This is a genomic window from Pseudoflavonifractor phocaeensis (genome assembly GCF_016901735.1).
Classification (GTDB): Bacteria; Bacillota; Clostridia; order Oscillospirales; family Oscillospiraceae; genus Pseudoflavonifractor_A.
On sequence record NZ_JACLZC010000047.1, the window covers coordinates 1 to 24,827 of the forward strand.

A 24,827-nucleotide genomic window follows, 5' to 3' on the forward strand; every position below is an offset into this window, starting at 1 on the left:
GGTTGTGGAAGGAGCAGTTTACCTCTCTCTTTATGCTCCTCTTTTGGCCCCAATATGATACAGACCCGGCTTACGCTTGATGCATAAGCCGGGTTTTTCGACAGACTGAAATAACCACGTTTTTTGAGATGGACGTTTTTCTACTTTAAAGTCGGTTACGGTTAAAGAACCAACTTGTGATCCACATTCTGAGCAAGATAATTTTTTATCAGAAGTCTTCGGTTGAACATAACAAACTGGTGGCTTGCCGTCTCCGGGACACTCGTCTTTAAACGCTAGAATATCATGAAACTCATTTAAGAATGGTCTGAGTTTTGGAAATCCATACTTTTTATACTGTACACCGGCAGCCACCAATGGCGCACCAATGCGTGCAAAATCCACCCACGGATCCGTGTCATTTTGTAAACTCCGGATAACTTGTAGGATTTTTGCGGACAAATCGGTTCTCTCTTGAGTAGTCATTCTAATTGACCTCCCTCACAAATATAAGTGTTTATTGCAGCTTCGTACATTATCTTAAATTTGTTTCGCAACTCTGCTGGATGTATGATTTCTGCATCTTTGCCAAACTTAAAGAAGTAAAACTCCGCTTGCGCTGTGGTACATTGAAAAACATATATACCGTTATCCTGCTCTCTTACGAAAGGAGGGCGCAAATGTGTTTGTCTGCGGTATTTTGTGACGCCGGCTTTTGTCAGTTTGACATGGATTTCTGTCTCATTTCCCACCAAGAACTGAACTCCGCGGGACGTAATCGTTTGGGATAGTTGTTTCCATAAAGACGCTTTGAGAAATGCACTTTTGCTTTTCTCCTGTCTGATTGATTTTAGTGCAGAAATTCTAAATGAACATGGACGCTTTTCGTCTTCTGAATTACCATATCGTGTGCAGTATCCTACAAGGTAATTAGTGGTAGAAAGCGGATCGCTGAGAATGTCATATGGATAAACACTATAAATGACATCTCTTCCAGTGACAACCCTAAGCTGACTCTTATCCCGGATAGCGGCCTGTATTTCTTCCATTAATGGGCTAAAATAAATCTTTTCGCGATCAATATAGGGCAATCTCGCGTATTCTTCAAGAACACATTTAATGTACTTTCCACGTTTAGTGTAGTATCGCTCTTCACAACATTCAGAGTTTCGTTCAGTTAGATATTCAAGATTTCTCTTGTTCAGCCAAAACTTAAAAGTTTTGCCACTCTCATATGATTTAGCCTTTTCTATAAGCCTTTCTTTTTTTTGAGAGACAAGCCTTTCCAATACTTGCTGCTTAGTTTTCTCGTCTCCAGGAATGTTTGACAGGCATTTATCAAGTTCTCCAATGAGGCGATTTAAGCTTCTGCCAATCGAGGCCTCTGCTAATGGGTAATAATATTCAAAAACCGTGTTAATAAATCCGGAAAGCTTTTCCTCCCCGAAAGTGAACATATCGCTTGAAATAACTTCATATGCCAAGGTGCTGAGATTGAGGTGTTGCTTATTATTACCACCTTGGTCTTCATCTTTTATTACGAATGGCATGATATCACCTCATTGATATTTTACCACATATTTCGCAAAAGTCCATAGTAATGGAACTAAATTAGATAAAATACCAGGATAATCTTCAAAAAACGGAACTAAAAAACTTTTGCTCTGTCCGTTTCAGGTTGTGGCGATAAGAGCTATAATGCTAATTGTCAACAGGAAGGAACAGTGGACAGGCCAAAGGGCCGGAAAGGGAAGGTTCATATGAGACACATGAATAGCAATCAGCGGGCCAAGTGCCACGCCATTATTCACAGTGCTAGCGCATCCGCAGGTGCGGTAGGTGCAGGACTGGCTCAGCTTCCGGGCAGCGATAACGCTATTATCACCCCTATTCAGTTGGTAATGACCGTCTTTCTCGGTAAAGTGTTTGGACTTGAGCTGACTGATAGTGCAGCAAGGGCTGCTTTGGCTTCGGTAGCGGCAGCAACGGTCGGGCGTACAGCGTCACAGCTTCTTATTGGATGGATTCCTATCGCCGGAAACATCATCAACGCTGGGACAGCGGCCTCTATTACAGAAGCAATCGGATGGTTGCTCGCTGAAGACTTTGCCAGCCAAGCTTATGCTGCATCATGATTCCTGTAGTCTCGTTCACAAAAACAAGGGTGTTTTCACCTACATTTAAGGAGGGTTCTTCATGTTTATTCTGTCTACTGTCCTCGCAGCATCCAGCCTCGGCGCTACACTTGGAGGTGCAATCGCCACACTCACAGGTGCATCTGTTGCCACAGGAACAGCAGTAGGAACTGTCGCCGGTGCCAGTGCAGGACTTATGATTGGTCTTGCAGAAGATGCGGAGCACAGCGAAAGTGCTTTCGCATGAGTTTTTTGGAGCCATTGGAAAGGAGGCTTCTAAGTGAGTATCAGGATGATGACCAAGAGATGCGCCCGTTGCCATCGCACATATACCTTTAATCCGTCCGTCGGAGATATGGGGCCTATCTGCAAACACTGCGGACATTCGCAGCTGTCGTTTCAGCTTTCCTATTTTTCAAATGGACCTATCAGGCTTCCCAATCGGCATCTAGAGCGGAGTTGAATGCGCTGCCCATTGCTGCTCCCGCGCAAAATACTTTCCCTATGAGTGAACAATCAACAAAACAAGTCCAACGAGGAGGTACTGCAATGTCTACATACAAACCCGGACGCCCCAACAAGTATAACCCTACCACTGGTGTGGGACAGAAGCCCCCTTCCAAACCCGGCGAATACCGTATTCGTGATGCGGGTGGTGCCATCTCCTACATTGGTGAGACCAACAACTTAGCTCGTCGTACTGGTGAACATATCCGCAGCGGCAAACTTTCTACCGGTCAAGCAGGGGCAGGCTCCATCGAATACAAGGTTGCTGATAGACGCTCAACATCTAACACTCGCCGTGAACATGAGCGTCAAAAAATTGCACAACACCAGCCCCCGCTGAACAAATCGAAGGGAGGCGAAGGACGACCCGCAGGGAAATAGCCCTGCGGGTTTCTTCATGCCAGAATAACCGCACGTAGGATTGCTCCCACGGGCGACGGTGCGGTCAATTTTCAAAGGGCTTATACACGGTTGCGGTTTTCAGATACTTAACAAGAACGCCGTTGAGTATCAAATCCGCATATTCAAGCGGAGCGTTATAAACGAGATAGTCCAGCTCTGACCTTTCGTACATATTGTCAGCTACCTCGTTTTCCACGGTGGCGCAGTCGATGGAGAGCAGCGTCCCGTCCGCCAGACGCAGCTCCACACAGGCAGTGTCCAGGTTAAACTTACAGGACAAAATCTTTCTCATGCTCGTTACCTCCCAATACTTAAATTTCAGTTGGTTTCCGTAGTGGCACAAGGGCCGTTTCGGTTGTTTTAGATACTTGCAAGCAATGCGTGTGGATAGCCACACACACGACGGGCAAGCAATGCGACTGTTAATACACACTCACATTTCCTGCCGTCTGCTTGTTGAGGGCAGCGCCCCCAAGCCCCTTTTGAACACAGAATTTCATTCTGTGGCTGCGCGTTCTCCAAACGCTTCTGAGGGAAATGCCAAAACGCTGTAACCCTCTCTAACCGGTACGTCATGAAACACGACGTACCCTATGGAACAAGTTGTTCCACCCACCCACCCGTATCGTTTCGGGAGCTACCGTGAAACAACGTAGCCCTGGAAAGATGGGGAGGCAAAACACCACCCCAGTTTTTTCCTTCCGCGACGGTGGCGACGGTCGCAACGGTGCTGAGAGTACCCCTCAAAACACCGTCGCGACCGTTGCGAGCGTCGCGCTTTACCCGATTACTTCAAACGCAGGTGCTTCCACCACCATGTAAGTTAGCCGGATACGCCGCCCGGCGTGCTTGGTTTTGTTCTCATACTTCACCTGATGTTCTTCCAGCAAGCGGCTGGCATTCACATTCAGATGTTTGGTGAGCCGGTTTACCGCCATATCCGTTTGAATCGCCTGAGCCAGCTCGGTAGGACTGCCTTCCCATTCCCGGTTCTCAGTAGATACGATCTTTGCTACGGCTTCCAGTACCGGGTCTGGAGGCTGCTTCCAAAGCTCATTCTCTGCATGGTCAAGCCCCCAAACCAAGCTCTCTTGGTCCTTGCTCAGATACAGCCGCTGATCCGGCTGGTCTCTGCCTACCACCTCTAAGGTGGCCCTGCTATCTGTCCGCTTTTCCTTCTGCATCAGGAGCGCCCCATCCGCACAGCCCAGCAAGCCCGTGGTGCCGGAGATCATCTCAAAGCTATCCCCCGCAGGCTGCTTTCTGGTGTGGTGGACGATCAGGACACAGACACCATATCGGTCAGCAAATTGTTTCAGCTTGCCAATCACTTCATAGTCGCTGGAGTAGCTGTAACTGTCACTCACCGTCTCCCGGACTTTTTGCAGGGTATCCACGATAATAAGCTTGGTATCACTGTGTTCCCGAACGAACTTTTCCAGCTGTTCATCCAGGCCGCCGCCGATCATTTTAGCGTTGGTGGCGAAGTGGAGGGAGCTTGTCCCCTCCACCCCGAACATTCGGAACATCCGGCGCTGTAAGCGGCTCTCGTCATCTTCCAGAGCAAGATAGAGCACGGTTCCCTGGTGGACTTTGTAGCCCCACAAGTCTTGCCCGGTGCTGACATGATGGGCGATCTGCGCCACCAGGAAGGACTTGCCGATTTTGGGCGCTCCGGCAAGGATGTACGCTCCTGTATAGAGCAGGTTCTCAATCACCGCGGACTTGCCCTCGAACACATTGTCCATCAGCTCGTCCAGGGTCACAGTATGCAGATATGCCGGGTCACTCATGCGGCGCATCTTCCGGTAAAGTTCCTCCAAATCTCTTTCGGGGGAATTGCTTTTTTCGTCTGGGTCTGGTATAGTGGTCTTGGAATTTTGAGAGATTGACTGCCCATCATCTGCGCCAACAGATGAGCTCTGGGCGGTCATTTTCTTTTTTTCATCGGTCATAGGCAAAGTCCTCCTGCATCCCGTTCATAATGGTAGCGATCATCTGGATGGTGTCCAGCAGCTCGTCGTTCACGCCCTGCCCGGCTTCGATCCGGCACAGCTCGTCCAGCACAGCGGCCAGCTGGTCCCGCAGGGCCTTATAGACCCTGGGGTTGCCCTGGACCACCACATCCCGGCAGAGCAGCCGCCGGATGATGTAGTCCTGCTTGGTCAGGCCGGTGAGCTTCACTGCCGTCTCGATCTGGGCGTCCTCCTCCGGGGAGACCCGAAAAGCCACGGTCTTGTTCCTCCAACGGTTATGCTTATCCAAATTCTTTGCTGACATTTTTAATTGCCCCTTTCCATGTTCAATTTATCCGCCATCTCCGCCTGCTTGGACGGAAACAGGTGTGCGTAGCTATAGGTGATGTCGATGCTTTCATGGCCCACCCGGTCCGCGATGGCCGTGGCAGAGAACCCCATGTCGATGAGAAGTGAAACCGCGCTGTGACGAATATCATGGATTCTGATACGCGGTACCCCGGCTTCTTTGGCTCCCCGGTCCATCTCCCGGTGGAGATAGCTCTTGGTGACGGTGAACATTCGGTCATCCGGTCCGATCCCGTAGAGCATCTTGATGTAATCCTGGATTTCTTCGGCCAGAAATTGCGGCATGGTGATGACCCGATTGCTCTTTTCGGTTTTGGGAGTGGTAATCAGATCCTGGCCATTCAACCGCTGATAGGATTTGTTGATGGTAACGGTGCGCTTCTCAAAATCAAAGTCCGCCGGGGTCAGGGCCAGCAGCTCCCCCTCTCGGATACCGCACCAGTAGAGGATCTCGAAGGCGTAGAAGGACAGCGGCTTGTCCATCATCACCTCGGCAAATTTCAGGTACTGCTCCTTAGTCCAGAACATCATCTCCCGGTTTTTCTTTTTGCCCATGCTGCCCGCCTTCTTGCAGGGGTTCTCTCGGAGGTTGTAGTACCGAACTGCGTGGTTGAAGATGGCGCTAAGCTGGTTATGGACCGTTTTCAGGTACACAGGCGAGTAGGGCTTACCGTTCTCGTCCTTATGGTTCAGCATCTCGTTCTGCCAAGTGATAATCTGCTGGGCGGTAATGTTGCACATTTTCAGTCTGCCGAAGTAGGGCAGCAGCTTGGTGCGGATGATATGGTCCTTGGTAGCCCAGGTGTTCTCCTTGAGCCGGGTTTTCATATCCGCCGTGTAGAGATCCACGAAACTCTTGAAAGTCATGTCCAGATCAGCGCTGGCCTTGTTGAGCTGTTCGCGCTCCCAGGCCTGTGCCTCCCGTTTGGTCTTGAAGCCCCGCTTCTGGGTCTGCTTGCGCTCGCCATTCCAGTCAGTATAGCGGTAGACCGCCCGCCAGGTGTTTGTCTTTTCTTCCTTATAGACTGCCATGATTAGCCCTCCTTTCCTGTCTTGCCATAGCAAAACTTCTCCATGAAAAAGTTCCGATTGACCCGCCCGGAGATGGTCAGATAGCCCTTCTCACGGAGTTCGGCGTTGAGCTTGTGGATCACCTTGTAGGCGTGGGACTTGGAGATGCCCAGCTCCTGGGCCACTTCCTCCACGCGCATAAAGTTTTGTGCCTGCATGGATAATACCTTCCTTTCCTCATTGATGGCTGCTGCGGCTGGATATTGTGTTCCGTAAATGCCTCCTCACTTTCGTCCGCCACTTTTTCCCGCAATGTATAACCGGGAATTGCGGCAGTTCTTTTTTGTTTATTGATTCTAAGCTATTATGCTTAGTCTATTGTCATTATACTAAGCATAATAGCTTATGTCAATCGCAGTACGCAAAATAAATTAAATAAAATTGTTTAGTATTCTCTTGACTTTACTAAGCATTTCTGCTACGCTTTCCCTAAAGACAATCAACGATTGGAGTGGATGATATGGCGATTGGCGAACGGATTCACTTTTTCCGTCTCCTGCGGGGGATGACACAGAAATATCTCGGCATGGCGCTGGGCTTCCCGGAGAAGTCCGCCGATGTGCGCCTTGCTCAATATGAAACAGGATCAAGAACCCCTAAGGCAGACCTTACCGCTGCCCTGGCCCAGGTACTGGATGTCTCGCCCCATGCCCTCTCTGTCCCGGATATAGACTCCTATGTGGGGCTGATGCACACCCTGTTTACCCTGGAGGACAACTACGGGCTCAAGATCAGCGAGATGGATGGAGAAGTCTGCTTGAAGGTTGATGTGCGGAAGAACAAGGATGCTGCCCGGCTGCACGAGATGCTCTGCTCCTGGCAGCAGGCCGCTGCCATGCTGGAGGCGGGTGAAATCTCTAAAGAGGACTATGATAAGTGGAGGTATCACTACCCGGAGTTTGACAACTCCCAGAAGATTGCTGGAGCTATATCACAGGAATTGAGTGATAGATTGTTAAAAGATTTGAACAGTGACAGGGGATAAGGAGAGATAAAGATGGTATTTGGAAAACGGATCCAGCTTTTCCTTGTAGATGGAACGCCAAATGGACGATGGATATGTGAATTATCTAACTGGACAGGAATTGCCTATAAGCTACCAAGAAACATGATTAAAGAAAGCGAGAAGCGTAGTGAACTTGCCTCTCCTGGTGTATATTTCTTGTTCGGTTATGATGACGCCAAAGATCGGCCTCTAATTTACATTGGTGAGGCGGAAGATATTATTAAACGCCTAAAGCAACATCTTGAGAAAAAAGATAACTGGAACGAAGCGATTGCGTTTATTAGCAAAGATTCAAATCTTAACAAAGCTCACATAAAATATTTAGAGAATCGATTCTATACTCTTGCAAAAGAATGTGACAGATACTCCATCGATAATAGTAATACCCCTACAAAGTCTTCTGTTTCAGAAGCAGAGCAGGCCGAACTTGAAGAATTCATTTATAACGCAAAAATACTGATTAATGCTCTAGGTCATAAAGCGTTTGAATCGTATTCGGAGGAACAACCTAATAATCAAGGCGAGAACCCTGTATTTTCGGTTTCTGCTGGCTCTGGAAAAGCATACGGGATGCGGACAGCGGATGGCTTTGTATTACTAAAAGGATCTTCTATTCATGAGGTATCAGCTGATTCCCTAAATAATGGGATCAAAAAGAAAGTTGAGCAAAGTCGGACTTCTGGTGAAATAAAAGATGGCATACTTCAAAACGACAAATTATTTTCAAGCTCTTCTGCCGCTGCTGCTTTTGCTGCAGGCTATAGTATCAGTGGCCCACAGCAATGGAAAACTGACCAAGGGAAAACCCTAAAATCATTTGAAACAGAATCTACATAATAAAAGAGAGCTAACTGACTAATCAAAATCAGTTAGCTCTCTTTTTATGAATAATGAAAAAGTGTTGCCAAATCGTTGCCACAAAGGGCCTTAATCCCTCAAAAACCCAGTAAAATCAGGCTTTTCTGGGCCCCTGAAATTATTCCCACTCGCCGAGTTAAATCCATTTCTAAACTTTTTTGTATAGAGGATTTGATTCGGTGTTATTTGTTTTGATACAGATTATCCTTATCCTATGGTCTATCCGACATTCTGCTATCAAAAATCTATCAGCCTTGTGCTATCAGTGGGTAATATTTACGCTTTATTCCTCGGGATCTTCTGATGGCGCTATGGAAGTCTCAAGCATTTTATTATAGAGGGTGTCCGCAGCTGCAACCAGATTATCTGTCATGCCAAACAGAAAATCTTTCATGACATTGTAGCGTATCATTCTATTCGTGTGTTTATTCAATCCTTCTGAAGATGCTAATTTATACTTTTTCAACCAATCAAATAAGACTTTCTCATCCTCAGTAACTTGTTTTGTCAAGTCCATGTCATTATTGAATGCAGAGTATAGCTTAACAAACTGTTGGAGATTAGATAAATATTCCTCTTTAAGACTGATGCTTGACCGTTGCATATAAAAGATAACTGAGAACAATGTGTAAAGTTGTGTTTTCTTCTTAAGAAATTTTGTTACATCATCTGAAACAAAAAACTTGGGGATAATGTCGATTGCTTCAAGAATTGCCTCTTTATCCTTCTCAGCATCACTATACCCGGATTGCAGTTCCTCATAGGCTTGATTCAATGCCGACTGATCTGTTTGGTCTATAATCCCTTTTCTGTACAACAAAATCAATGATGCGCAAAATTCCACATCTTTCATACGCTTGACATCTTTTGTGGTAAACAGATGTCGCTCGTCCCAAATTGCTATTTCAGACAACTCTCGAGCCAGTGAAGCAAACTCACCAGACATGCTATTACGTTTTTCCTGGTCGTTGAGGTTATAGTCCGTTAAATTTAGTCTATTGAACATCGTAATAATATCAGAACGCGTTGCCATTGGATCAATATCAATGACCATAAGCTGATAATTCCAAAAAGATTTCTTATCGTCAGGGTCAAGGTCTTTAAAAAATTTATTCGAGTACTTTCCCTTTGCAGACGCATCCAATAAATGCTGTGGCTTCAACTTAAACTCATTATTCACATAAGAGCAGATTGCTTTAATACGCTGTTGTCCATCGACAATATGCGTAATAGACGCACCTGTTTCAGGGTCAGTCTCTGCTTTCCAAAAAAATAGTACTGGAATAATCAGATTCAACAGAACCGTTTCAATTAAACGAATTTTGTCTTTTTCACTCCAAACTGATCTACGCTGATATGTTTCATCAACAACTAAACTTCCTTCGCTAAACATAGAAGTTATATCTTTGATGCTTTTTCTATTATCTGTGTAGTTAAACATTTCCTTGTTCCTCCAAATAGCGACGAGCCTTAGATATTCCGATGATTTGATATTCTTCCAAATCATCCCAGCTGCGATACAGTCTATATGTAATTGGATGAATAAACCCCAACTTATCCTGTAAAGAAACATTTATAGGGCGAGTTAAATTTTCCCACCGTTCACAAGGCCCTTTAATTTCCAGTAAGTCTTTTTCGTTAATATATCCGCGAAAAATGGACTCTGTTAATCGATTATAGTATCTTTGATTATACCATATTCCTTTGATAGTCCTAAGTTCATCCCAAAATTGTTGAAAAAGCTTATCCGATACTATCGCAATATCAATATCCGAGGAAGGTTGCCCCGGAATTTCGTCGTGAAAAGGCCGGAACAACTTATGCGGCGATAAGCTATATCCAGTCTTTGCACTCCCTACAATTTGTAGACTATGGAAGCTTATGCCAAGTTCAGTTGACACAATTTCTTTAAAGAAGTCCATTTTATCCACAAACTCATCTTGCGGGATATGCAAATAATCTGAAAAATACCAGTTATGAGATTTTACAATATGCTTGAAATAAAAACCTTTGGGTTCAAGGGATAGTAAATCCGCTTTTAAATCTTCTTGACCAGGCATTTTATTCTCCTATTCTATGCCGAAAAGCATAAATCCATTCATACAATTCACTTGCGATACCATATGAAAGTAGATATGGTACCCCATTTCCTACCATTTTAAATTTAGAAGATAAGGAAATATTTTGTGGAAGCTCAAACCATTCTGGCAAAGATTGTATTGCCAGCGCCTCGGCAACGCTGATTCTTCGTGGTAAATATGGATGCAAATGAACTTCGTTGTTTCCATATGCAGCCGTGGGTGAATACCTCCATCTATGAAGCCTTTTAAAAGACTTTCCTCTCGATTCTCCTTCTGGGATAGTAATATATTTTTTCATGTTTTTTATTGCAAATACATCGTGTCCATTAGGATGATTAAGAACATGATTTTGCTCAAACCAGTGTTGTACAGTCAATTCCGGAACTATATTTTCAGGCATAGCCATATCACCGTTCTCTACATATGGAGAAACCTCTGGCCAAGGAATTTTTTGAATATCATCAAGAGCATATGTGCGATTATTCCCAATTTGATATATAATGTTTCTGCCAAATCTTGTTCTTTTAAAGCCAATTAGAATGAGTCGATCCCTGTACTGGGGAACGCCATAACACAGTGCGTTTTCGACGGAATCAAAGAGAGAATATCCAGCTCGATATAATCTACGCTTTATACGGTCATAAAACTCTTTGTGTTTCTTTGTGCCCCACAATCCTCTCACATTTTCTAAAACAAAGAAATCTGGCTGACGCTTAATTATCAACTCCACATACACAGATGTCAGTTGTCCATTTTTTCCGGTTTCTCCTTCATTTTTCCCTGCAATAGAAAAATCTGGACAAGGAGGACCACCTATAAACCCTATCAAGTTATTTCTGTCATTGTTATACTCTGGAAAAGCTTCTTGCCATTTTTCATCCGACAAATAAACGCGTACATCTTCATTACTATAACCATAAATTGGAACATGGTTGTTGTTTCTTCTTGCGTACTGATATGCCTGCAAAAAGCGTTCATTATGTTCGTTGACGAAAACAATATCAAAGCCTGCATTCTCAAAACCTAAGTCTAAGAATCCCACCCCAGAGAAAAAAGAATATACCTGTATTGGCATTTTTCTTCTCTCCTAATGTGCTTAGCATCCATCAGAGCTGTGTTATTCTCCACCCAGAACAGTCCGTATTTTGCTAATTAATTGTTGTTCATTCTTCTTTTTTAGTTCGCACTCCCAAATCCGCAACACCATCCAGCCGCGCGCCTCGAACATGGCCGTTACTTCTTTATCATGCTTCATGTTCCGCTCGCGCTTTTTTTGCCAATATTCCTGATGATCGGCAGGGCGAGTGTTTCGGCAGTCATGCCCATGCCAGAAACAACCGTCCACAAACACAGCGATTTTCTTCTTTGGGAACACGAAATCTGGATGCCCTTTTACCGGGTAGTTTCTCCGCCAGCCTGTAATCCCGTTCTCCTTGAATATTTCAATCAACCGCAGTTCTGTGGACTTGTTCTTTTTAGATTTGACCTGACGCATAATATCAGATCGCTTTTCCGCATCGAAAACATCAGCCACGGCAATTCACCTGGCTTCAAACTCTATGCGAAGGCTGGGATCGGTTTCCGCCTCCAGCACGATCTTGTTGTATCGGTCAATGATGCCAGAGAGCGTGGAGTTTCTCTTGGACTCGTCAAAGAGACTATGCTCGTAGACGTTAGCGGACAAGAACTGCTGAATGTCCCACACTTCAACTCGCCCGGCCAGACCAGCATCCTCGGCAAGATTGAGTGCGGTATGCACGCGCTCGAAAATCGTGATGATGACGGGATGGCAACCAGCGCGGAGATTTGCCTTGCATTTTTCAATCAGCAACGCGCCGGGCATGGTCGTGCAGTGAATGACTGTATTTCCGATGACAAAATCGCCGTTGCGGTCTGTGGGGCCGTCCGCCACAGAGGCTCCATGAATTTCAAAAGACCCCTCCGGCAGGATCAAGCAAAGTTTCGCCGCCACAAGATGCTGCAACACTGTGCCGAGGTACTGCGTTCCGGCGTTCTGCTTTTGACGCTTTTTTGCCTGCTCAAACAGATCGTCCAGGTTCGCACCGATTGTTTTGGAGGTGTCGGCGGTCAGAACAAACGGTTGATTTCTAAAATACTCTCGTACCTGTTCGGCCCAAAAGTCCTCAACTATGGAGAAGTCTACCGCTTCCTCTGCGTTCCATGCGTTCAGAAAGTCCACATATTTAATCATCAGGCCCATGCTACCCCGGCTGGTTCTACCACCTTCAGAGGATAATTGCTGGGTGATGCCGTGTTCTCTCAAAATTTTCTTCAAGTTGGCCCCGCCAAGCCCCGCTACCTGTCCTTTACTGCTTGTCTGGAAGTCGTCGGGGTTCAACGGGAATGCCTTATCTCTCACCATGCGGGTAAACTGCACAACCAAAGAGAGAGGCCCTTTCGTAGTAATATGGTTTTCAGCTTGAAAGACTCTCAAGCGTTCTTCGGGACTAATCATTATATACCGCCTCCGCAATTTTGGTTAGGAATCGCTCCCCTATAAACTGCGCGACCGGCGCGGCCACTGCGTCGCCCATCGCTTTATATCCGTCGTTATAACTCCCGGGAAGTTCAAAGCTGTCTGGCGCTCCCATCAGTCTGGCCGCTTCGCGCACAGTCAAAAGCCGCGCGTGTATCTGACCATTTTTTTTAACTACAAGATACTGCTTACTGCTCCCGCCTTCCGGCGTCCGCAAGCAACCGGCAATTCCATCAAAGCGCAGCTCCAACTGCTGCGTTCCGTTCCTCGTCCTGCGATAGCCTGTGGCGTACACAGTGTCGTGCGCCCGCAATTTGCTCCAATGCCGTTCGGGAACCAGACGTAAAACATCGTCTTTATCAAAGGTTGCGTTATCCTCGACAATATCTTTGAGGAATACGGCACGGCGCGAGGGCTTTTCCGTATGCCACCAGACCCATCCCGGCAGTTCACGGCCCAATTGCGTTGCGGCGCTGTTATGGAGCCAGCATGGCCCGTCACCCACCAATTCCTCTGGAATGGGACAATCCTCCTGCACGGCGATAATGAATACTCTCGGTCTGGACTGTGGAACGAAGTGGGACGCATTCAGCAAAACAGCTCCGCAGCGATACCCTCTTTCCACAAGCGCCAAATGAAGAACCCGGTAATTATCGCCGCCGTTTGTCGAAAGCAGACCCGCCACGTTCTCCAGCAAGAGAATCTTCGGTTTATCGTCCATCTCATCCAACACTCGCAACCATTCCCACACCAAACCGCTGCGGGACGCATGGATTCCGCCGATAGAACCCGCCAGAGATAAGTCTTGACAGGGAAAGCTGGCCCATGAAAGATGAGCGAACGGTAGATCGGCCCCCTTGATGTTCTTGATGTCATCCAGAACAAACCGTTCGCACCCGAAATTGGCTTCATAGACGGCGGCCTTTTGTTCGCTGATGTCGTTTGCCCAAACAGGCGCGAACATCCCCCTTAGTCCATACGCCACAAGGCCGCTACCAGCAAAAAACTCATGCATCGTCCAAGGAGCAGAAGATAGGTCAATATTCTGTTTTTGATACACGGTGCTTTGAAGAATCATTTCTTTCCCTACCTTGTCCTCGTTTATCGCTTGTCGGTTTCTCGGCGTTTTCCGGGATAATCCAGATACGACTCATGCGCGATGCGCCTGCTATGCGGTTTTCTTTGCATAATATCTGAACTTGCCGCGGGGTCACACCCCATTTTTCGGCGGCTTCTTGAACCGTTATATATCCATTCACTTGCGACACCTCATAATCACTATGGATGCGAACACTACACCAAATATATTATATTCGTTTAAGCGAAATAAAGCAAGCCCTGACCTGCAATTTACAGAAGAAAGATCACAAAACGCCCGTGAAGTACCCTCCCCACGGGCGGCGTGCCATCACTTCTTTCCTTGCTGCAAGTTCTGGATATTCTTCTTTGCCAGCTCGCTGGCCGCCTTCCGGCGCTCTGCGCTGTATGGGGCATTCAGCTTGAAACTGAACCGCCCTTTCCTGATCTCAAATGTGAGACAACCATTCTCGTCATCGTCCACCAACCGGCACTCGGCTGGGTACTTTGCCGAATACTCGTTCAAACGGTTTTTAAGGGACGTGTTGTAGGTACACACCTCAATGATAGGGCTTGCCTCGTCAAAAAAGACGCTGGTTGTCTTTTGCTTCTTGGAAAGACCTGTTCTCATAAAACCTCCGCATTTTCATAAATTTTCTCCGGCTCTACACCGGCAAAAGTAAGCGGATTTTCAGATAGAAAGCACCCAAACGATACATGATTCAGTTCGGATGCCTCTATCCGTAAAAATCCTTTTTTCTCAGGTCTAAACGGGATTACCGCGCATCCCGGTCATGCCGCCGCTTTTGACTGCGTTTCTGCTCTTTTTCCACTTGTTCCTGCTGCTTGACAGCGGCCACCGTTTCGGCCACTCGCTCCGGCCCATAGGCCCGACACAGCCGGTGATAGTCTCTGACGGTTTCCTGCAATTCTGCATTTTCACCCTTGATCTCGTCCAACTGCTTTTTCAAATACGGAACCTCCGTATCATATTTGCGCTGCAACAACTCGAACTTCTGACAGACATCCAGATAAGCCCGGTAAACGGAGCGCACCACCTTGACGATCTTTTCCAACAGCGGCTTGGACTTTTTCTCCCGGTAGGATTTGGCGGACTCCATTCTATCGGGGAGTGGCAGCAGGTCCTCTGGATCGGAAGAATACTCGGCCGCCAATTTCTCCATGTGTTTTAGTTTAGGCGCTAATAGGCGGAGTTCCGTCTGCGCTTCTTTGGCCGCCTTCTCGGCTTCGGCCTTATCTGTCCGAAGCTGGCCGATCTCCGCCTGAACCTCCGATTTTTCTGTTTGCAGCTCCGCCAGACGCGCCTGCTCTCTTTCCACCTTAAACTGCGTCACCGTCAGATGTTCCTCGGAGCTGCCGCGCTCACCGCGCTCCACATCGGCGTACCCGGCCTCACGCATATACTGGAAGAAATCGTCCTGCAACACGCTATACGATTTTTTAAGGACAGGCTTGCCCTTCGCCGTTTTCAGCGGTTCGCCGGTGACTTCATCCAAAACCGGCTTGGACGCCCATTTCTTGCTCATACTGACCTGCATGACCGTTTCTTTTACCTTGCCAATCAACGACTTGTCCTTGCACCGTTTGGACCAGCGGATTTGCTTCTCCACCACCGGCACATAGACCACATGAAGGTGGTAGTGATACACATCCTGCCCCAGCGCCTCGGACATGGCCCGGTTGCGCTCGTCTGCGTGCATGACCGCCGACAGAATGTACTGTTCGCCGCCCACAATTTTGATTGCAGCCTGGTATGCGTCGTGGTAAAATTGTTTTGCGAAGTCATATCCGCCGTGGTTGAAAAAGTAGGCAGAGTTTACATCGAAGATCAGCTCGCCGAAGCGGAAAGCGTCCACCTTGATTCCCCGTGTGGAGATGATACCGTCTGCCTCCATCTGTTCAAACTGTTCCAGATAGCCGCCGTTAGGTTTCTTGAAGTGGACATTCAGATGGGAGCGTTCCGGGACAATATCCTGGTTGACATACGATTCTTTTTCACGCTCGTTGTGTTGCTGCGCGTTTTTCAGTTTGGGTGTGGTCAGTCTCATGTTTCTTGCGCTGGTACGATGGATACCGTCGCCTCTTGCCATAGAACTCCTTTCTCGCCCCACAAGGGCGGTTGAGATGCGGGTAGCTTTTGGGGATGCACTTCTGCGGAAGTGTAATAACCCACTATGATACTTTCATCCTGCGGCTGCAAAGTATCGTGGGCTCTCCGAGGGGGAGTGCGGCTCCTGCGGGAGCCTCGCCGCCTTTTTCGGCTTGCAGGTGATACCCACAGCCTCAAAATGCGGTGTGACCGGCGGACTTTTCGCTACCGTGTTTGCTCCAATTCCACCGTCCACAGGCCGGGAAAATCCACCGGATTCTCCCGGCCTTAGCCATCTCCAAATCTGCGGATTTTTCGATGGGGACAGGGGATGCGGGAAGCGTGTGCTGCCAGTCAATTTGCCTTGTCCGCCAGCCACAGGAGCGTGTCACGCTCCTGTCCATGCCAACAGAGGGAAAATTTACTTTGGTGCTAATTTCATTTGCGAGATTAGTACGAAAGTAAATTCCTGTTACCAGCGAAAATCCGGGAATACGCCGCGCCGGTCCAGGTACGCTTGCCGGGCCTGTTCCCGTTCTTCCGCGCTGGAATCAGTTTTATATTTGGCGTACAGCTCGTGCCGCACCAAGGCGTCCAGTTTCTGCTCCAATCCCTGCCGGATTTCATCCTCGTATTCGTCATCATAGCCGAGGTGATACTCCACCAGCGCCACGAACAGGTCATAGGGAATCTGCACATTCTTCATTCGCTTCCGTTCCTCTCCGCGACGGCTGCGACGATAGCGACGGTTGTTTGGGTGGTAGCATTTTCACCGTTGCAACCGTCGCTACCGTCGCGCCCATCCTCAACCACTTCAAAAGCCGGAGCCTCCACCAGCATATAGGTGAGTTTCACCTGCCGCCCGGCGTGGCGCGCCCTGTTCTCGTAGCCCACATGATATTCCTCCAACAGCCTGCCGGATTTGACATTCAGATACTTGGTCAGCGCGTTTGCAGCCATATTAACCTGCGCTGCTGCGGCCAACTCCGAGGGAGAGCCCGTCCACTCCGGTTGACCGGCATTGACCATCCGGGCCACCGCTTCCAACACAGGGTCCGGCGGTTCCTTGTGCGGCTCCGTTTCCATGCGCTCCAAATTCCAAATCTGGGTTTCCGGGTCCTTTTTCAAGTAGAGAATCTGGTCCTGCTGGTCGCGGCCCACCACATCAATGGTGGCTTCCAACGCGGTCCGCTTTTTCTTCTGCATCAGCAACGAGCCATCGGCGCAGCCCAGCAGGCCCGTGGTGCCGGAGATCATCTCGAAAGCGTCCCCGGCAGGTTGCTTCCGGGTATGATGAACGGTCAATACGCAGATACAATGTTTGTCCGCAAACTGCTTGAGCTTGCCGATGATTTCATAGTCGCTGGCATAGCTGTATGCCTCGCCTCCCACCTCCCGGATTTTCTGCATGGTGTCAATGATGATGAGCTTGGTATCTGAATGTTCCCGCATGAAGTTTTCCAACTGCTCGTCCAGACCGTTCCCGATTTTTCCGGCAGCGGTGGCGAAGTGAAGATTCGGGGTATCGTTCACGCCATACATCATAAACATCCGGTTCTGAATGCGCTGGAAGTCATCCTCCAATGCAAGGTAGAGAACTGTTCCCTGGTGGACCTTGCAGCCCCACAGCGCCTGCCCGGTGCTGACATGGTAGGCGATCTGCGCCACCAGGAACGACTTTCCAATCTTGGGCGCACCCGCGAGGAGATACGCCCCCGAATGGAGCAAATTTTCAATGATGGGCGGGCGGCTTTTGTAGGAGGTCTGAAACAGCTCGGTCATGGTGAGCGTGTGCAGGTATCGCGGGTCGGCCATACGCTGCATCTTGCGGTACATTTCCTCCAGACTTTCCGTAGAATTTTCCGTTTCCCCGTTGCGTTTTGCCTCTGAAACGGGTATACTGTTGTCAGAATCTTTTTGAATGGACTGCCTCTCATCTGCGCCAACAGATGTGCTTCGGGCAGTCTTTTCTTTTGCGTCAATTCCCATAGACAGTGTCCTCCTGCATCCCGTTCATAATGGTTGCGATCATTTGGATGGTGTCCAGCAGCTCATCGTTCACGCCCTGTCCGGTCTCAATGCGCCGCAACTCGTCCAGCACAGCGGCCAGTTCGTCCCGGAGGGCCTTATAGACTCTGGGATTGCCCTGCACCACGACCTCCTTTTCCAGCAGCCGCCGGGTGATGTAATCCTGTTTCGTCAGGCCGGACAGCTTGACGAAGATTTCAAGCTGCTCGTCCTCCTGCGGAGACACTCGGAAAGCCACCGTTTTGTTCCGCCAGCGGTTGTGGCGGTCAAGATTTTTCATAGACATTGTTTCAAGCTCCTTTCTCAGTTTTCAGTGAGTCCAACTTGTCAGCCATTTCCACCTGACGGGTGGGGAATAGATGAGCATAGCGGTAGGTGATGTCGATACTCTCATGCCCTACCCGTTCTGCGATTGCCAAAGCGGTAAATCCCATGTCAATCAGCAGGCTAATATGGCTGTGTCTCAAATCATGTATGCGAATGCGTTTTACCCCAGTTTCTTTACAGCCCCGATCCATCTCACGGTGGAGATAGTTTTTACTGACAGGGAAAATACGGCTGTCCGGTTCCACACCATAGAGCTGCTTGAGATAGTCCTGTATCTCATCGCACAGAAAATGTGGCATCTGGATAACACGGTTACTCTTGGGCGTCTTAGGTGTCGTGATGACATCCTGTTTGTTAAGTCGCTGATAAGATTTGTTGATGGTAACGGTATGCTTCTCAAAGTCAAAGTCCGCGGGCGTCAGTGCCAACAGCTCGCCTTCCCGGATTCCGCACCAGTAAAGCATCTCAAATGCATAGAACGAGAGGGGTTTGTCCATCATCGCCTCAGAAAATTTGGTGTACTCTTCCCGCGTCCAGAACAGCATTTCCCGCCGTTCTTCTGTTCCCATATTTCCCGCCCTCTGTGCCGGATTGACTTGCAGGCCGTAATATCGGATTGCATGATTGAAAATTGCACTTAACTGGTTGTGAACCGTTTTCAGATAGGTCTTGGACAGGGGCTTTCCGTGACAATCTGTAAGATTGCGAATTTCATTCTGCCAGTCAATGATGTCCTTGGCCGTAATCTCCGACAGCTTCCGCTTGGCAAAGTAGGGCAGAATCTTCTTCTTGATGATGCTTTCTTTGGTGAGCCAGGTATTGAGCTTCAGTTTGGGTTTGATGTCCTTCTCATATAGAGAAACAAAGCTCTCAAAGGTCATATTTACATCGGCCTGTTTCTCCATCAGGAATTCCCGTTCCCAGGCCAACGCCTCTTTTTTGGTTGCAAAACCGCGTTTAAGCTTCTGCTGGCGCTCACCCCTCCAGTCCGTGTAACGGAACTGAACATACCATGTTCCGTTGTCTTTATTTTTGAATGCGGCCATATTCAGCCCTCCTTCCTTTTCGTCTCAGTCCTCGTACCGTAGAATTTTTCATGAAAGAATTTCCGGTCAATCCGGCCAGCAATCGTGATACAGCCAGTCTGTGCCAGTTCCTCATTCATTCGCTTAATGAGTTTATAAGCGTAGGGTTTAGATACTCCCAGCTCCTCAGCCACTTCATCCACACGCATAAAAATCTGTCCTGCCATACGCAAAAATACCTTCCTTTCCTTGTCGTAATTGTTTCTCGTTTGCCGTTTCACCCTTCAGACTCTGACAGGCAACCCTTCCCGGCGCTGTGTCGTTTGTTTTTCTCCTTGGCACGCTCATATCGTCGCCTGCTTCCCTGGAGAAAGTATCTGTCGGACGGTCATTCAGTTTTGCTTCGTCTGAAATTCCCCCTCTCACCTTACAACGGACATTTTTTTGCCGTTTGGCGGGTATTTAATTTGTAAAATTTTTATGACTTAAACTTATTTGTTTATATCATCTTCATTATACTAAGCATAACGGTTAAAGTCAAGTGGCTTACAGAAAAATATTAAATAAATTTGCTTAGATTTCTCTTGACTATCCTAAGCATTTCTGCTATGCTAAAATTATCAAGAATCCAGATTGGAGTTGGCCGTTATGGCGATTGGAGAACGCATTCACTTTTTCCGCACTCTGCGGGGCATGACACAGAAATATCTTGGTATGGCGCTGGGCTTCCCGGAGAAGTCCGCCGATGTGCGCCTTGCTCAATACGAGAACGGGTCGCGGACGCCCAAAGCAGACCTGACTGCTGCGCTGGCACAGATATTGGATGTTTCTCCTCATGCCCTGGCTGTGCCAGACATCGACTCCTATGTGGGTCTTATGCACACGCTGTTCACGCTTGAGGATCGCTACGGACTGAAAATCTGCGAGTGTGATGGAGAAGTACATCTTCGGGTGGATGTGTTCCAGGGAAAAGAAGCGGCCCGGTTCCATGAGATGCTCTGCGCCTGGGGAGAACAGACGGCCAAGCTGAAGTCGGGAGAGATCAGCAAAGAGGACTACGACCGCTGGCGTTACCGCTACCCGGAGTTTGATACCACAGGCCATTGGCATAAGGTTATCCCTTCTCAGGGCCTCAGCGATATGCTGGTAGAGGAACTGAACAAGGACAAGAAAGGAAAATAAAAAAAGGTCTAACCGACTTGCAAAAATCGGTTAGACCTTTTCTCTTGGATAAGTTTTTAATCTGCACCTGCAAACCGCCCGTTACCTGCCAAAAAATCAGCAAGTATGGATTCGACGAGTGCTATCAATCTGCTATCAAATGGGGAATTTGAAAATCAAAAAGTCAGTGTTTTTAAGGGTTTGCGGGCCCTCATATCCACTTTTTGCTTATTCCCACTCGATCGTGCCGGTGGGCTTGGGCGTCAGGTCGTAGCATACCCGGTTGACGCCCTTTACCTCGTGGGTGATCCGCTGGGTAATATGCTGCAAAAGCGCAAAGGGGACATCCTCCACCGTGGCAGTCATGGCGTCCACCGTGTTGACCGCACGGATGATCACCGGCCACTCGTCCGCCCGCTTATCGTCCCGCACGCCTACCGACTTGAAGTCAGGCACAATGGTAAAGTATTGCCAAACCTTGCCCTCCAAGCCGTTCTTGGCAAACTCCTCCCGCAAAATGGCGTCGCTCTCCCGCACCGCCTCCAGACGGTCCCGGGTGATGGCGCCCAGACAGCGCACGCCCAGACCAGGTCCCGGGAAGGGCTGACGGTACACCATGCCGTCCGGCAGGCCCAGCGCCTTGCCGACCACACGCACCTCGTCCTTGAACAGGAACTTCAGCGGCTCCACCAGCTCAAATTGCAGGTCCTCCGGCAGCCCGCCCACATTGTGGTGGGCCTTCACCGGACCGCTCTCCAGAATGTCCGGGTAAATGGTGCCCTGAGCCAGGAATTCGATGCCCTCCAGCTTGCGGGCTTCCTCCTCAAAGACCCGGATGAATTCCGCGCCGATGATCTTACGCTTTTTCTCCGGCTCGGCAACCCCGGCCAGCTTGTCCAAAAAGCGGTCTACCGCATCCACATACACCAGATTGGCGTCCATCTGGTTGCGGAATACCTCCACCACCTGCTCCGGCTCCCCCTTGCGGAGAAGGCCGTGGTTCACGTGGACGCACACCAACTGCTTACCGATGGCCTTGATGAGCAGCGCCGCCACCACCGACGAATCCACACCGCCGGAAAGCGCCAAAAGTACCTTCTTTTCTCCCACCTGCGCCTGGATCTGGCCGACCTGCTCGTCGATAAACGCCTGTGCCAGCGCCGCGGTGGTGATCCGCTCCATGGTCTCGGGACGCTTGTTGTTCATACTTTTCCCTCCGTTTTTTTCTGCCGGCTTGCCCCACCGTGCAGCCGTTCTCCCATTTTGGATAAATTTATTATACCCGCTCCTTCCCGCTTGTGCAAGCACCATCTCCACGCGAAAGGATGATTGCTCCCTCCCACCAAGTAAGGTATAATGGAACCGTCCCCCATCTCAACCAATTGTGAGGTGTTCCAAATCATGAAGCTATTCCACCTGTCCGACCTGCACCTGGGAAAACGGGTCAACGAATATAGTATGCTGGAAGATCAGCAGTACATTTTGGATCAGATCCTAAACCTCATCCGCGCGGAGCGGCCCGACGCCATCCTGATCGCCGGCGACGTCTATGATAAGTCCGTCCCCTCCGCCGAGGCCGTTACCCTCTTTGACCGCTTTCTGGTCTCCCTCTCTCAACTGGACCTCCACACCTTCGTCATCAGCGGCAACCACGATTCCCCGGAGCGCATCGCCTTCGGTGGCCGGCTGATGGAACGCAGCGGCGTCCACCTCTCGCCCGTCTATGACGGCCAGGTCTCCCCCGTCACCCTCACCGACGCCTTCGGCCCGGTGGACTTCTATCTGCTCCCCTTTTTGAAGCCCGCCCACGTCCGCCGTTTCTTTCCCGACGCACCCATCCAGTCCTATTCCGACGCTCTGAAAACCGCCGTGGACGCCATGGACGTTTCTCCCCACCGGCGCACGGTCCTCCTGACCCACCAGTTTGTCACCGGCGCCGCCTGCTGCGACTCGGAAGAGCGCTCGGTGGGCGGCTCTGACAATGTGGACGCCGCCATTTTCGACCCCTTCGACTATGTGGCCCTGGGGCACCTCCACGGCCCCCAGTCCGTGGGGAGAGATACCCTGCGCTACTGCGGTTCCCCCCTTAAATACTCCTTCTCCGAGGCCAGGCAGGAAAAATCCGTCACCCTGGTGGAGCTTGGCCCCAAGGGCTCCGTCTCCATCCGTACCCTGCCCCTCACTCCCATGCGGGATCTGCGGGAGCTGAAGGGGACCTACGACGTCCTCACCCGCCGGGATTTTTACCAGGGCACCGACTATCCCAATACCTATCTCCATATCACCCTCACCGACGAGGAGGACATCCCGGATGCCGCCGCCAAGCTGCGGATTCTCTACCCCTACCTCATGAAGCTGGACTATGACAACCTGCGCACCCGGACCAGCGCACAGCTCCTGGCCCTGGAGGACGTGGAGCGGCAGTCCCCCCTGGCCCTCTTTGAGGCCTTTTACAAGCAGCAGAACAATCAGCCCATGGGAGAAGCCCAGCAGGACCTGATCCGCGGACTGATCGAAACCATTTGGGAGGAGGACGCACCTTGAGACCTCGGAAACTGACTCTCTCCGCCTTTGGCCCCTATGCGGGACGGACCGTCCTGGAGCTGGACAAGCTGGGCCGGCGGGGCCTTTACCTCATCACCGGCGACACCGGCGCCGGCAAGACCACCCTTTTTGACGCCATTACCTACGCCCTCTACGGCGAGCCCAGCGGCGACAACCGGGACCCCTCCATGTTCCGCTCCAAATACGCCGATCCGGATACCCCGACGGAAGTGGAGCTGGTTTTCTCCTGCGGCGATAAGACCTATACCGTCCGCCGCAACCCAGAATATGAGCGCCCCGCCAAACGGGGCCAGGGTACCACCCTCCAGCGGGCCGACGCCCAATTCACCTATCCCGACGGCCGTCTCGTCACCAAAACCAGAGAGGTCAACGCCGCCGTGACCGCCGTCATCGGTCTGGACCGCAGCCAGTTCTCCCGCATCGCCATGATCGCCCAGGGCGACTTCCTCAAGCTGCTGCTGGCCTCCACCGATGAACGCAAGGCCATTTTCCGTCAGCTCTTCCAGACCGGTTATTATCAGACTTTGCAGGAAACGCTGAAAGCCGAGCACGCCGGCCTGCGCGCCGACTGCGACAAGGCCAGAGCCAGCGTCTCCCAATACATCGACGGCATCCGCTGCCCCGACGACCACCCCTGCACCGCCGCCCTTCAGGAGGCCAAGGCGGGCAAGCTCCCCTTCCAGGAGACCGCTCAGCTGCTGGAAACTCTGATCTGCCAGGACGAAGCGCGGCAGACCCAGCTCTCCCGTGATCTGGCCCAATTGGAAGAGGAACTGGCGGACGTCAACACCCGTCTGGGGCAGTGCCAGACACGCGCCCAGACCAAGGACCAGCTGGAAAAGACCAGCGCCGAATTTACCGCCCTCACCCCCCAGGTCCGGCAGCTCCAGGCCCGGCTGGAGGCCGAAGAAGGCCGGGCTCAGGAGCGGCAAAATGTGGAAGGCGCGCTGGCGGCAGTGGACGCCGAGCTGCCTCGTTATGAGGAGCTGGAACGCCTTCAATCCGATCTGCGCCAGGCCAAAACCCAGGGAGAACAGGCGGACAGCGCCGCCCTCACCCTATCCCGCCAGCGGGACGAGGTCAGCCATCGGCTCATACAGCAAAAGCAGGAGCTCACCGCGCTGGCCCAGGCTCCCGCCAGAGCAGAGCAGCTGCGGCAGCAGGAGGAAACCCTCCTCCGCCGGCAGCAGGAGGTCCGGGAGCTGGACAGCGCCCTGACCCAGCGGAAAAACTGCCTCTCCCAGCTGGAAGCCGCGGAGGGCGACTACCAGACCCTGCGCCAGCGGCAAAACGATATCCGCCGCCTGTCTGAAGAGGGGGAGGCCCGTATCCAGGCCCACAAGGCCGCCCTCCAACCGCTGGCTGCCGCCGAGGCTCAGCAGGAGAGCCTCCTCCACCGGCAGCAGGAGATCCGGGAAGAGCAGAAGGAGCTGGACCGCCTCTTCCAAATGGAGGCGGCCTGCCGTGACCTCTCCCGACAGCTCAGGCAGGCACAGGAGACCTATACCGGCCTGGCCCAAACCGCCGACCAACTGGAAGCCGTCTATAACCGCACCCACCGCGCCTTCCTGGACGAGCAGGCCGGCATCCTGGCCCAAAGTCTCGCCGACGGCCAACCCTGTCCGGTGTGCGGCTCCTGCAGCCATCCCGCCCCCGCCGTCCTCTCCCGCCAGG

The 24,827-nt window shown here is 50.4% G+C and carries 28 protein-coding genes and 1 pseudogene; 8 read left to right on the top strand and 21 right to left on the bottom strand.

The features are described 5' to 3' along the window. Positions 1-30: 30 nt before the first annotated feature. Complete coding sequence (locus H7U37_RS10405; protein ID WP_204875541.1) at positions 31-465, bottom strand: OST-HTH/LOTUS domain-containing protein; 435 nt, start codon at positions 463-465, stop codon at positions 31-33. After that, on the bottom strand, positions 462-1,529 hold the full coding sequence (locus tag H7U37_RS10410; protein WP_204875542.1) for a WYL domain-containing protein: 1,068 nt from the start codon (positions 1,527-1,529) through the stop codon (positions 462-464). The genes H7U37_RS10405 and H7U37_RS10410 overlap by 4 nt, the downstream gene beginning before the upstream one ends. A 219-nt stretch (positions 1,530-1,748) precedes the next feature. Here H7U37_RS10410 and H7U37_RS10415 point away from each other — a divergent pair, with 219 nt between their 5' ends. The 3 genes from H7U37_RS10415 (at position 1,749) to H7U37_RS10425 (ending at position 3,002) form a co-directional block, all read left to right on the top strand. Further along, complete coding sequence (locus tag H7U37_RS10415) at positions 1,749-2,114, top strand: hypothetical protein (protein ID WP_204875543.1); 366 nt, start codon at positions 1,749-1,751, stop codon at positions 2,112-2,114. Between the two features lie 61 nt (positions 2,115-2,175). Then, positions 2,176-2,361, top strand: coding sequence for a hypothetical protein (locus H7U37_RS10420; protein WP_204875544.1), 186 nt, complete (start codon positions 2,176-2,178; stop codon positions 2,359-2,361). Positions 2,362-2,663: 302 nt separating this feature from the next. Then, positions 2,664-3,002 (top strand): GIY-YIG nuclease family protein, encoded by a 339-nt coding sequence (locus H7U37_RS10425; RefSeq protein ID WP_204875545.1) that lies wholly within the window; start codon positions 2,664-2,666, stop codon positions 3,000-3,002. A gap of 64 nt (positions 3,003-3,066) precedes the next feature. Here H7U37_RS10425 and H7U37_RS10430 read toward each other — a convergent pair whose 3' ends face one another. The 5 genes from H7U37_RS10430 to H7U37_RS10450 form a co-directional block, all read right to left on the bottom strand. Continuing rightward, positions 3,067-3,315, bottom strand: a complete 249-nt coding sequence (locus tag H7U37_RS10430; RefSeq protein WP_204875546.1) for a DUF6061 family protein — start codon at positions 3,313-3,315, stop codon at positions 3,067-3,069. Positions 3,316-3,802: 487 nt separating this feature from the next. Continuing rightward, a complete protein-coding gene (locus H7U37_RS10435) occupies positions 3,803-4,978 on the bottom strand; it encodes an AAA family ATPase (RefSeq protein WP_204875547.1) in 1,176 nt (391 codons plus the stop codon). After that, on the bottom strand, positions 4,968-5,303 hold the full coding sequence (locus tag H7U37_RS10440) for a plasmid mobilization protein (RefSeq protein ID WP_204875548.1): 336 nt from the start codon (positions 5,301-5,303) through the stop codon (positions 4,968-4,970). Before H7U37_RS10440 ends, H7U37_RS10435 begins: the two co-directional genes overlap by 11 nt. A 2-nt stretch (positions 5,304-5,305) precedes the next feature. Next, a complete protein-coding gene (locus tag H7U37_RS10445) occupies positions 5,306-6,379 on the bottom strand; it encodes a site-specific integrase (protein WP_204875549.1) in 1,074 nt (357 codons plus the stop codon). A gap of 2 nt (positions 6,380-6,381) precedes the next feature. After that, positions 6,382-6,576 carry a helix-turn-helix domain-containing protein gene (locus tag H7U37_RS10450; protein ID WP_006571508.1) on the bottom strand — a complete coding sequence of 65 codons (195 nt, stop codon included), beginning with the start codon at positions 6,574-6,576 and terminating at the stop codon, positions 6,382-6,384. A 302-nt stretch (positions 6,577-6,878) separates the two neighbouring features. Between H7U37_RS10450 and H7U37_RS10455 the strand changes: the two genes are divergently transcribed. Both H7U37_RS10455 and H7U37_RS10460 read left to right on the top strand, forming a co-directional pair. Continuing rightward, positions 6,879-7,403 carry a helix-turn-helix domain-containing protein gene (locus tag H7U37_RS10455; RefSeq protein WP_204875550.1) on the top strand — a complete coding sequence of 175 codons (525 nt, stop codon included), beginning with the start codon at positions 6,879-6,881 and terminating at the stop codon, positions 7,401-7,403. 12 nt (positions 7,404-7,415) lie between these two features. Next, positions 7,416-8,261, top strand: a complete 846-nt coding sequence (locus H7U37_RS10460; protein WP_204875551.1) for a GIY-YIG nuclease family protein — start codon at positions 7,416-7,418, stop codon at positions 8,259-8,261. 304 nt (positions 8,262-8,565) lie between these two features. Here the strand turns inward: H7U37_RS10460 and H7U37_RS10465 are convergent, their stop codons facing one another. From H7U37_RS10465 to H7U37_RS10525, 13 genes are all read right to left on the bottom strand, one after another. Then, positions 8,566-9,723, bottom strand: coding sequence for a DUF262 domain-containing protein (locus H7U37_RS10465; RefSeq protein ID WP_204875552.1), 1,158 nt, complete (start codon positions 9,721-9,723; stop codon positions 8,566-8,568). Beyond that, complete coding sequence (locus tag H7U37_RS10470; RefSeq protein WP_204875553.1) at positions 9,716-10,342, bottom strand: hypothetical protein; 627 nt, start codon at positions 10,340-10,342, stop codon at positions 9,716-9,718. The genes H7U37_RS10465 and H7U37_RS10470 overlap by 8 nt, the downstream gene beginning before the upstream one ends. Position 10,343: 1 nt before the next feature. Beyond that, on the bottom strand, positions 10,344-11,438 hold the full coding sequence (locus tag H7U37_RS10475) for a DNA cytosine methyltransferase (protein ID WP_204875554.1): 1,095 nt from the start codon (positions 11,436-11,438) through the stop codon (positions 10,344-10,346). A 42-nt stretch (positions 11,439-11,480) separates the two neighbouring features. Next, positions 11,481-11,897 carry a DNA mismatch endonuclease Vsr gene (locus H7U37_RS10480; protein ID WP_204875555.1) on the bottom strand — a complete coding sequence of 139 codons (417 nt, stop codon included), beginning with the start codon at positions 11,895-11,897 and terminating at the stop codon, positions 11,481-11,483. Positions 11,898-11,903: 6 nt separating this feature from the next. Continuing rightward, positions 11,904-12,839 (bottom strand): DUF4928 family protein, encoded by a 936-nt coding sequence (locus tag H7U37_RS10485; protein ID WP_204875556.1) that lies wholly within the window; start codon positions 12,837-12,839, stop codon positions 11,904-11,906. Further along, a complete protein-coding gene (locus H7U37_RS10490) occupies positions 12,832-13,938 on the bottom strand; it encodes a DNA cytosine methyltransferase (protein ID WP_207751994.1) in 1,107 nt (368 codons plus the stop codon). Before H7U37_RS10490 ends, H7U37_RS10485 begins: the two co-directional genes overlap by 8 nt. A 330-nt stretch (positions 13,939-14,268) precedes the next feature. After that, complete coding sequence (locus H7U37_RS10495; protein WP_204875557.1) at positions 14,269-14,568, bottom strand: hypothetical protein; 300 nt, start codon at positions 14,566-14,568, stop codon at positions 14,269-14,271. A gap of 145 nt (positions 14,569-14,713) precedes the next feature. Beyond that, positions 14,714-16,048, bottom strand: a complete 1,335-nt coding sequence (locus tag H7U37_RS10500) for a plasmid recombination protein (RefSeq protein WP_204875558.1) — start codon at positions 16,046-16,048, stop codon at positions 14,714-14,716. Between the two features lie 471 nt (positions 16,049-16,519). Beyond that, positions 16,520-16,753, bottom strand: coding sequence for a complexin-2 (locus H7U37_RS10505; RefSeq protein WP_204875559.1), 234 nt, complete (start codon positions 16,751-16,753; stop codon positions 16,520-16,522). Then, positions 16,750-18,036, bottom strand: coding sequence for an AAA family ATPase (locus H7U37_RS10510; RefSeq protein ID WP_204875560.1), 1,287 nt, complete (start codon positions 18,034-18,036; stop codon positions 16,750-16,752). The genes H7U37_RS10505 and H7U37_RS10510 overlap by 4 nt, the downstream gene beginning before the upstream one ends. Beyond that, positions 18,026-18,361, bottom strand: coding sequence for a plasmid mobilization protein (locus H7U37_RS10515; protein WP_204875561.1), 336 nt, complete (start codon positions 18,359-18,361; stop codon positions 18,026-18,028). The genes H7U37_RS10510 and H7U37_RS10515 overlap by 11 nt, the downstream gene beginning before the upstream one ends. A gap of 4 nt (positions 18,362-18,365) precedes the next feature. After that, positions 18,366-19,448, bottom strand: a complete 1,083-nt coding sequence (locus H7U37_RS10520) for a site-specific integrase (RefSeq protein WP_204875562.1) — start codon at positions 19,446-19,448, stop codon at positions 18,366-18,368. A 2-nt stretch (positions 19,449-19,450) separates the two neighbouring features. Next, positions 19,451-19,654 carry a helix-turn-helix transcriptional regulator gene (locus H7U37_RS10525; RefSeq protein ID WP_087189495.1) on the bottom strand — a complete coding sequence of 68 codons (204 nt, stop codon included), beginning with the start codon at positions 19,652-19,654 and terminating at the stop codon, positions 19,451-19,453. A 421-nt stretch (positions 19,655-20,075) separates the two neighbouring features. Here H7U37_RS10525 and H7U37_RS10530 point away from each other — a divergent pair, with 421 nt between their 5' ends. After that, positions 20,076-20,609, top strand: coding sequence for a helix-turn-helix domain-containing protein (locus tag H7U37_RS10530; RefSeq protein WP_204875563.1), 534 nt, complete (start codon positions 20,076-20,078; stop codon positions 20,607-20,609). A gap of 207 nt (positions 20,610-20,816) precedes the next feature. Here H7U37_RS10530 and guaA read toward each other — a convergent pair. Then, positions 20,817-21,740: pseudogene (gene guaA, locus H7U37_RS10535) on the bottom strand (glutamine-hydrolyzing GMP synthase); the annotation flags it as partial. Positions 21,741-21,989: 249 nt separating this feature from the next. On the opposite strand from guaA, the gene H7U37_RS10540 reads away from it, so the two are divergent. Continuing rightward, positions 21,990-23,132: an exonuclease SbcCD subunit D gene (locus H7U37_RS10540; RefSeq protein WP_204875565.1), complete on the top strand. Its 1,143-nt coding sequence runs from the start codon at positions 21,990-21,992 to the stop codon at positions 23,130-23,132. Continuing rightward, positions 23,129-24,827: AAA family ATPase (locus tag H7U37_RS10545; protein WP_204875566.1), on the top strand; the 1,699-nt coding region annotated here is incomplete at its 3' end. The genes H7U37_RS10540 and H7U37_RS10545, both read left to right, overlap by 4 nt.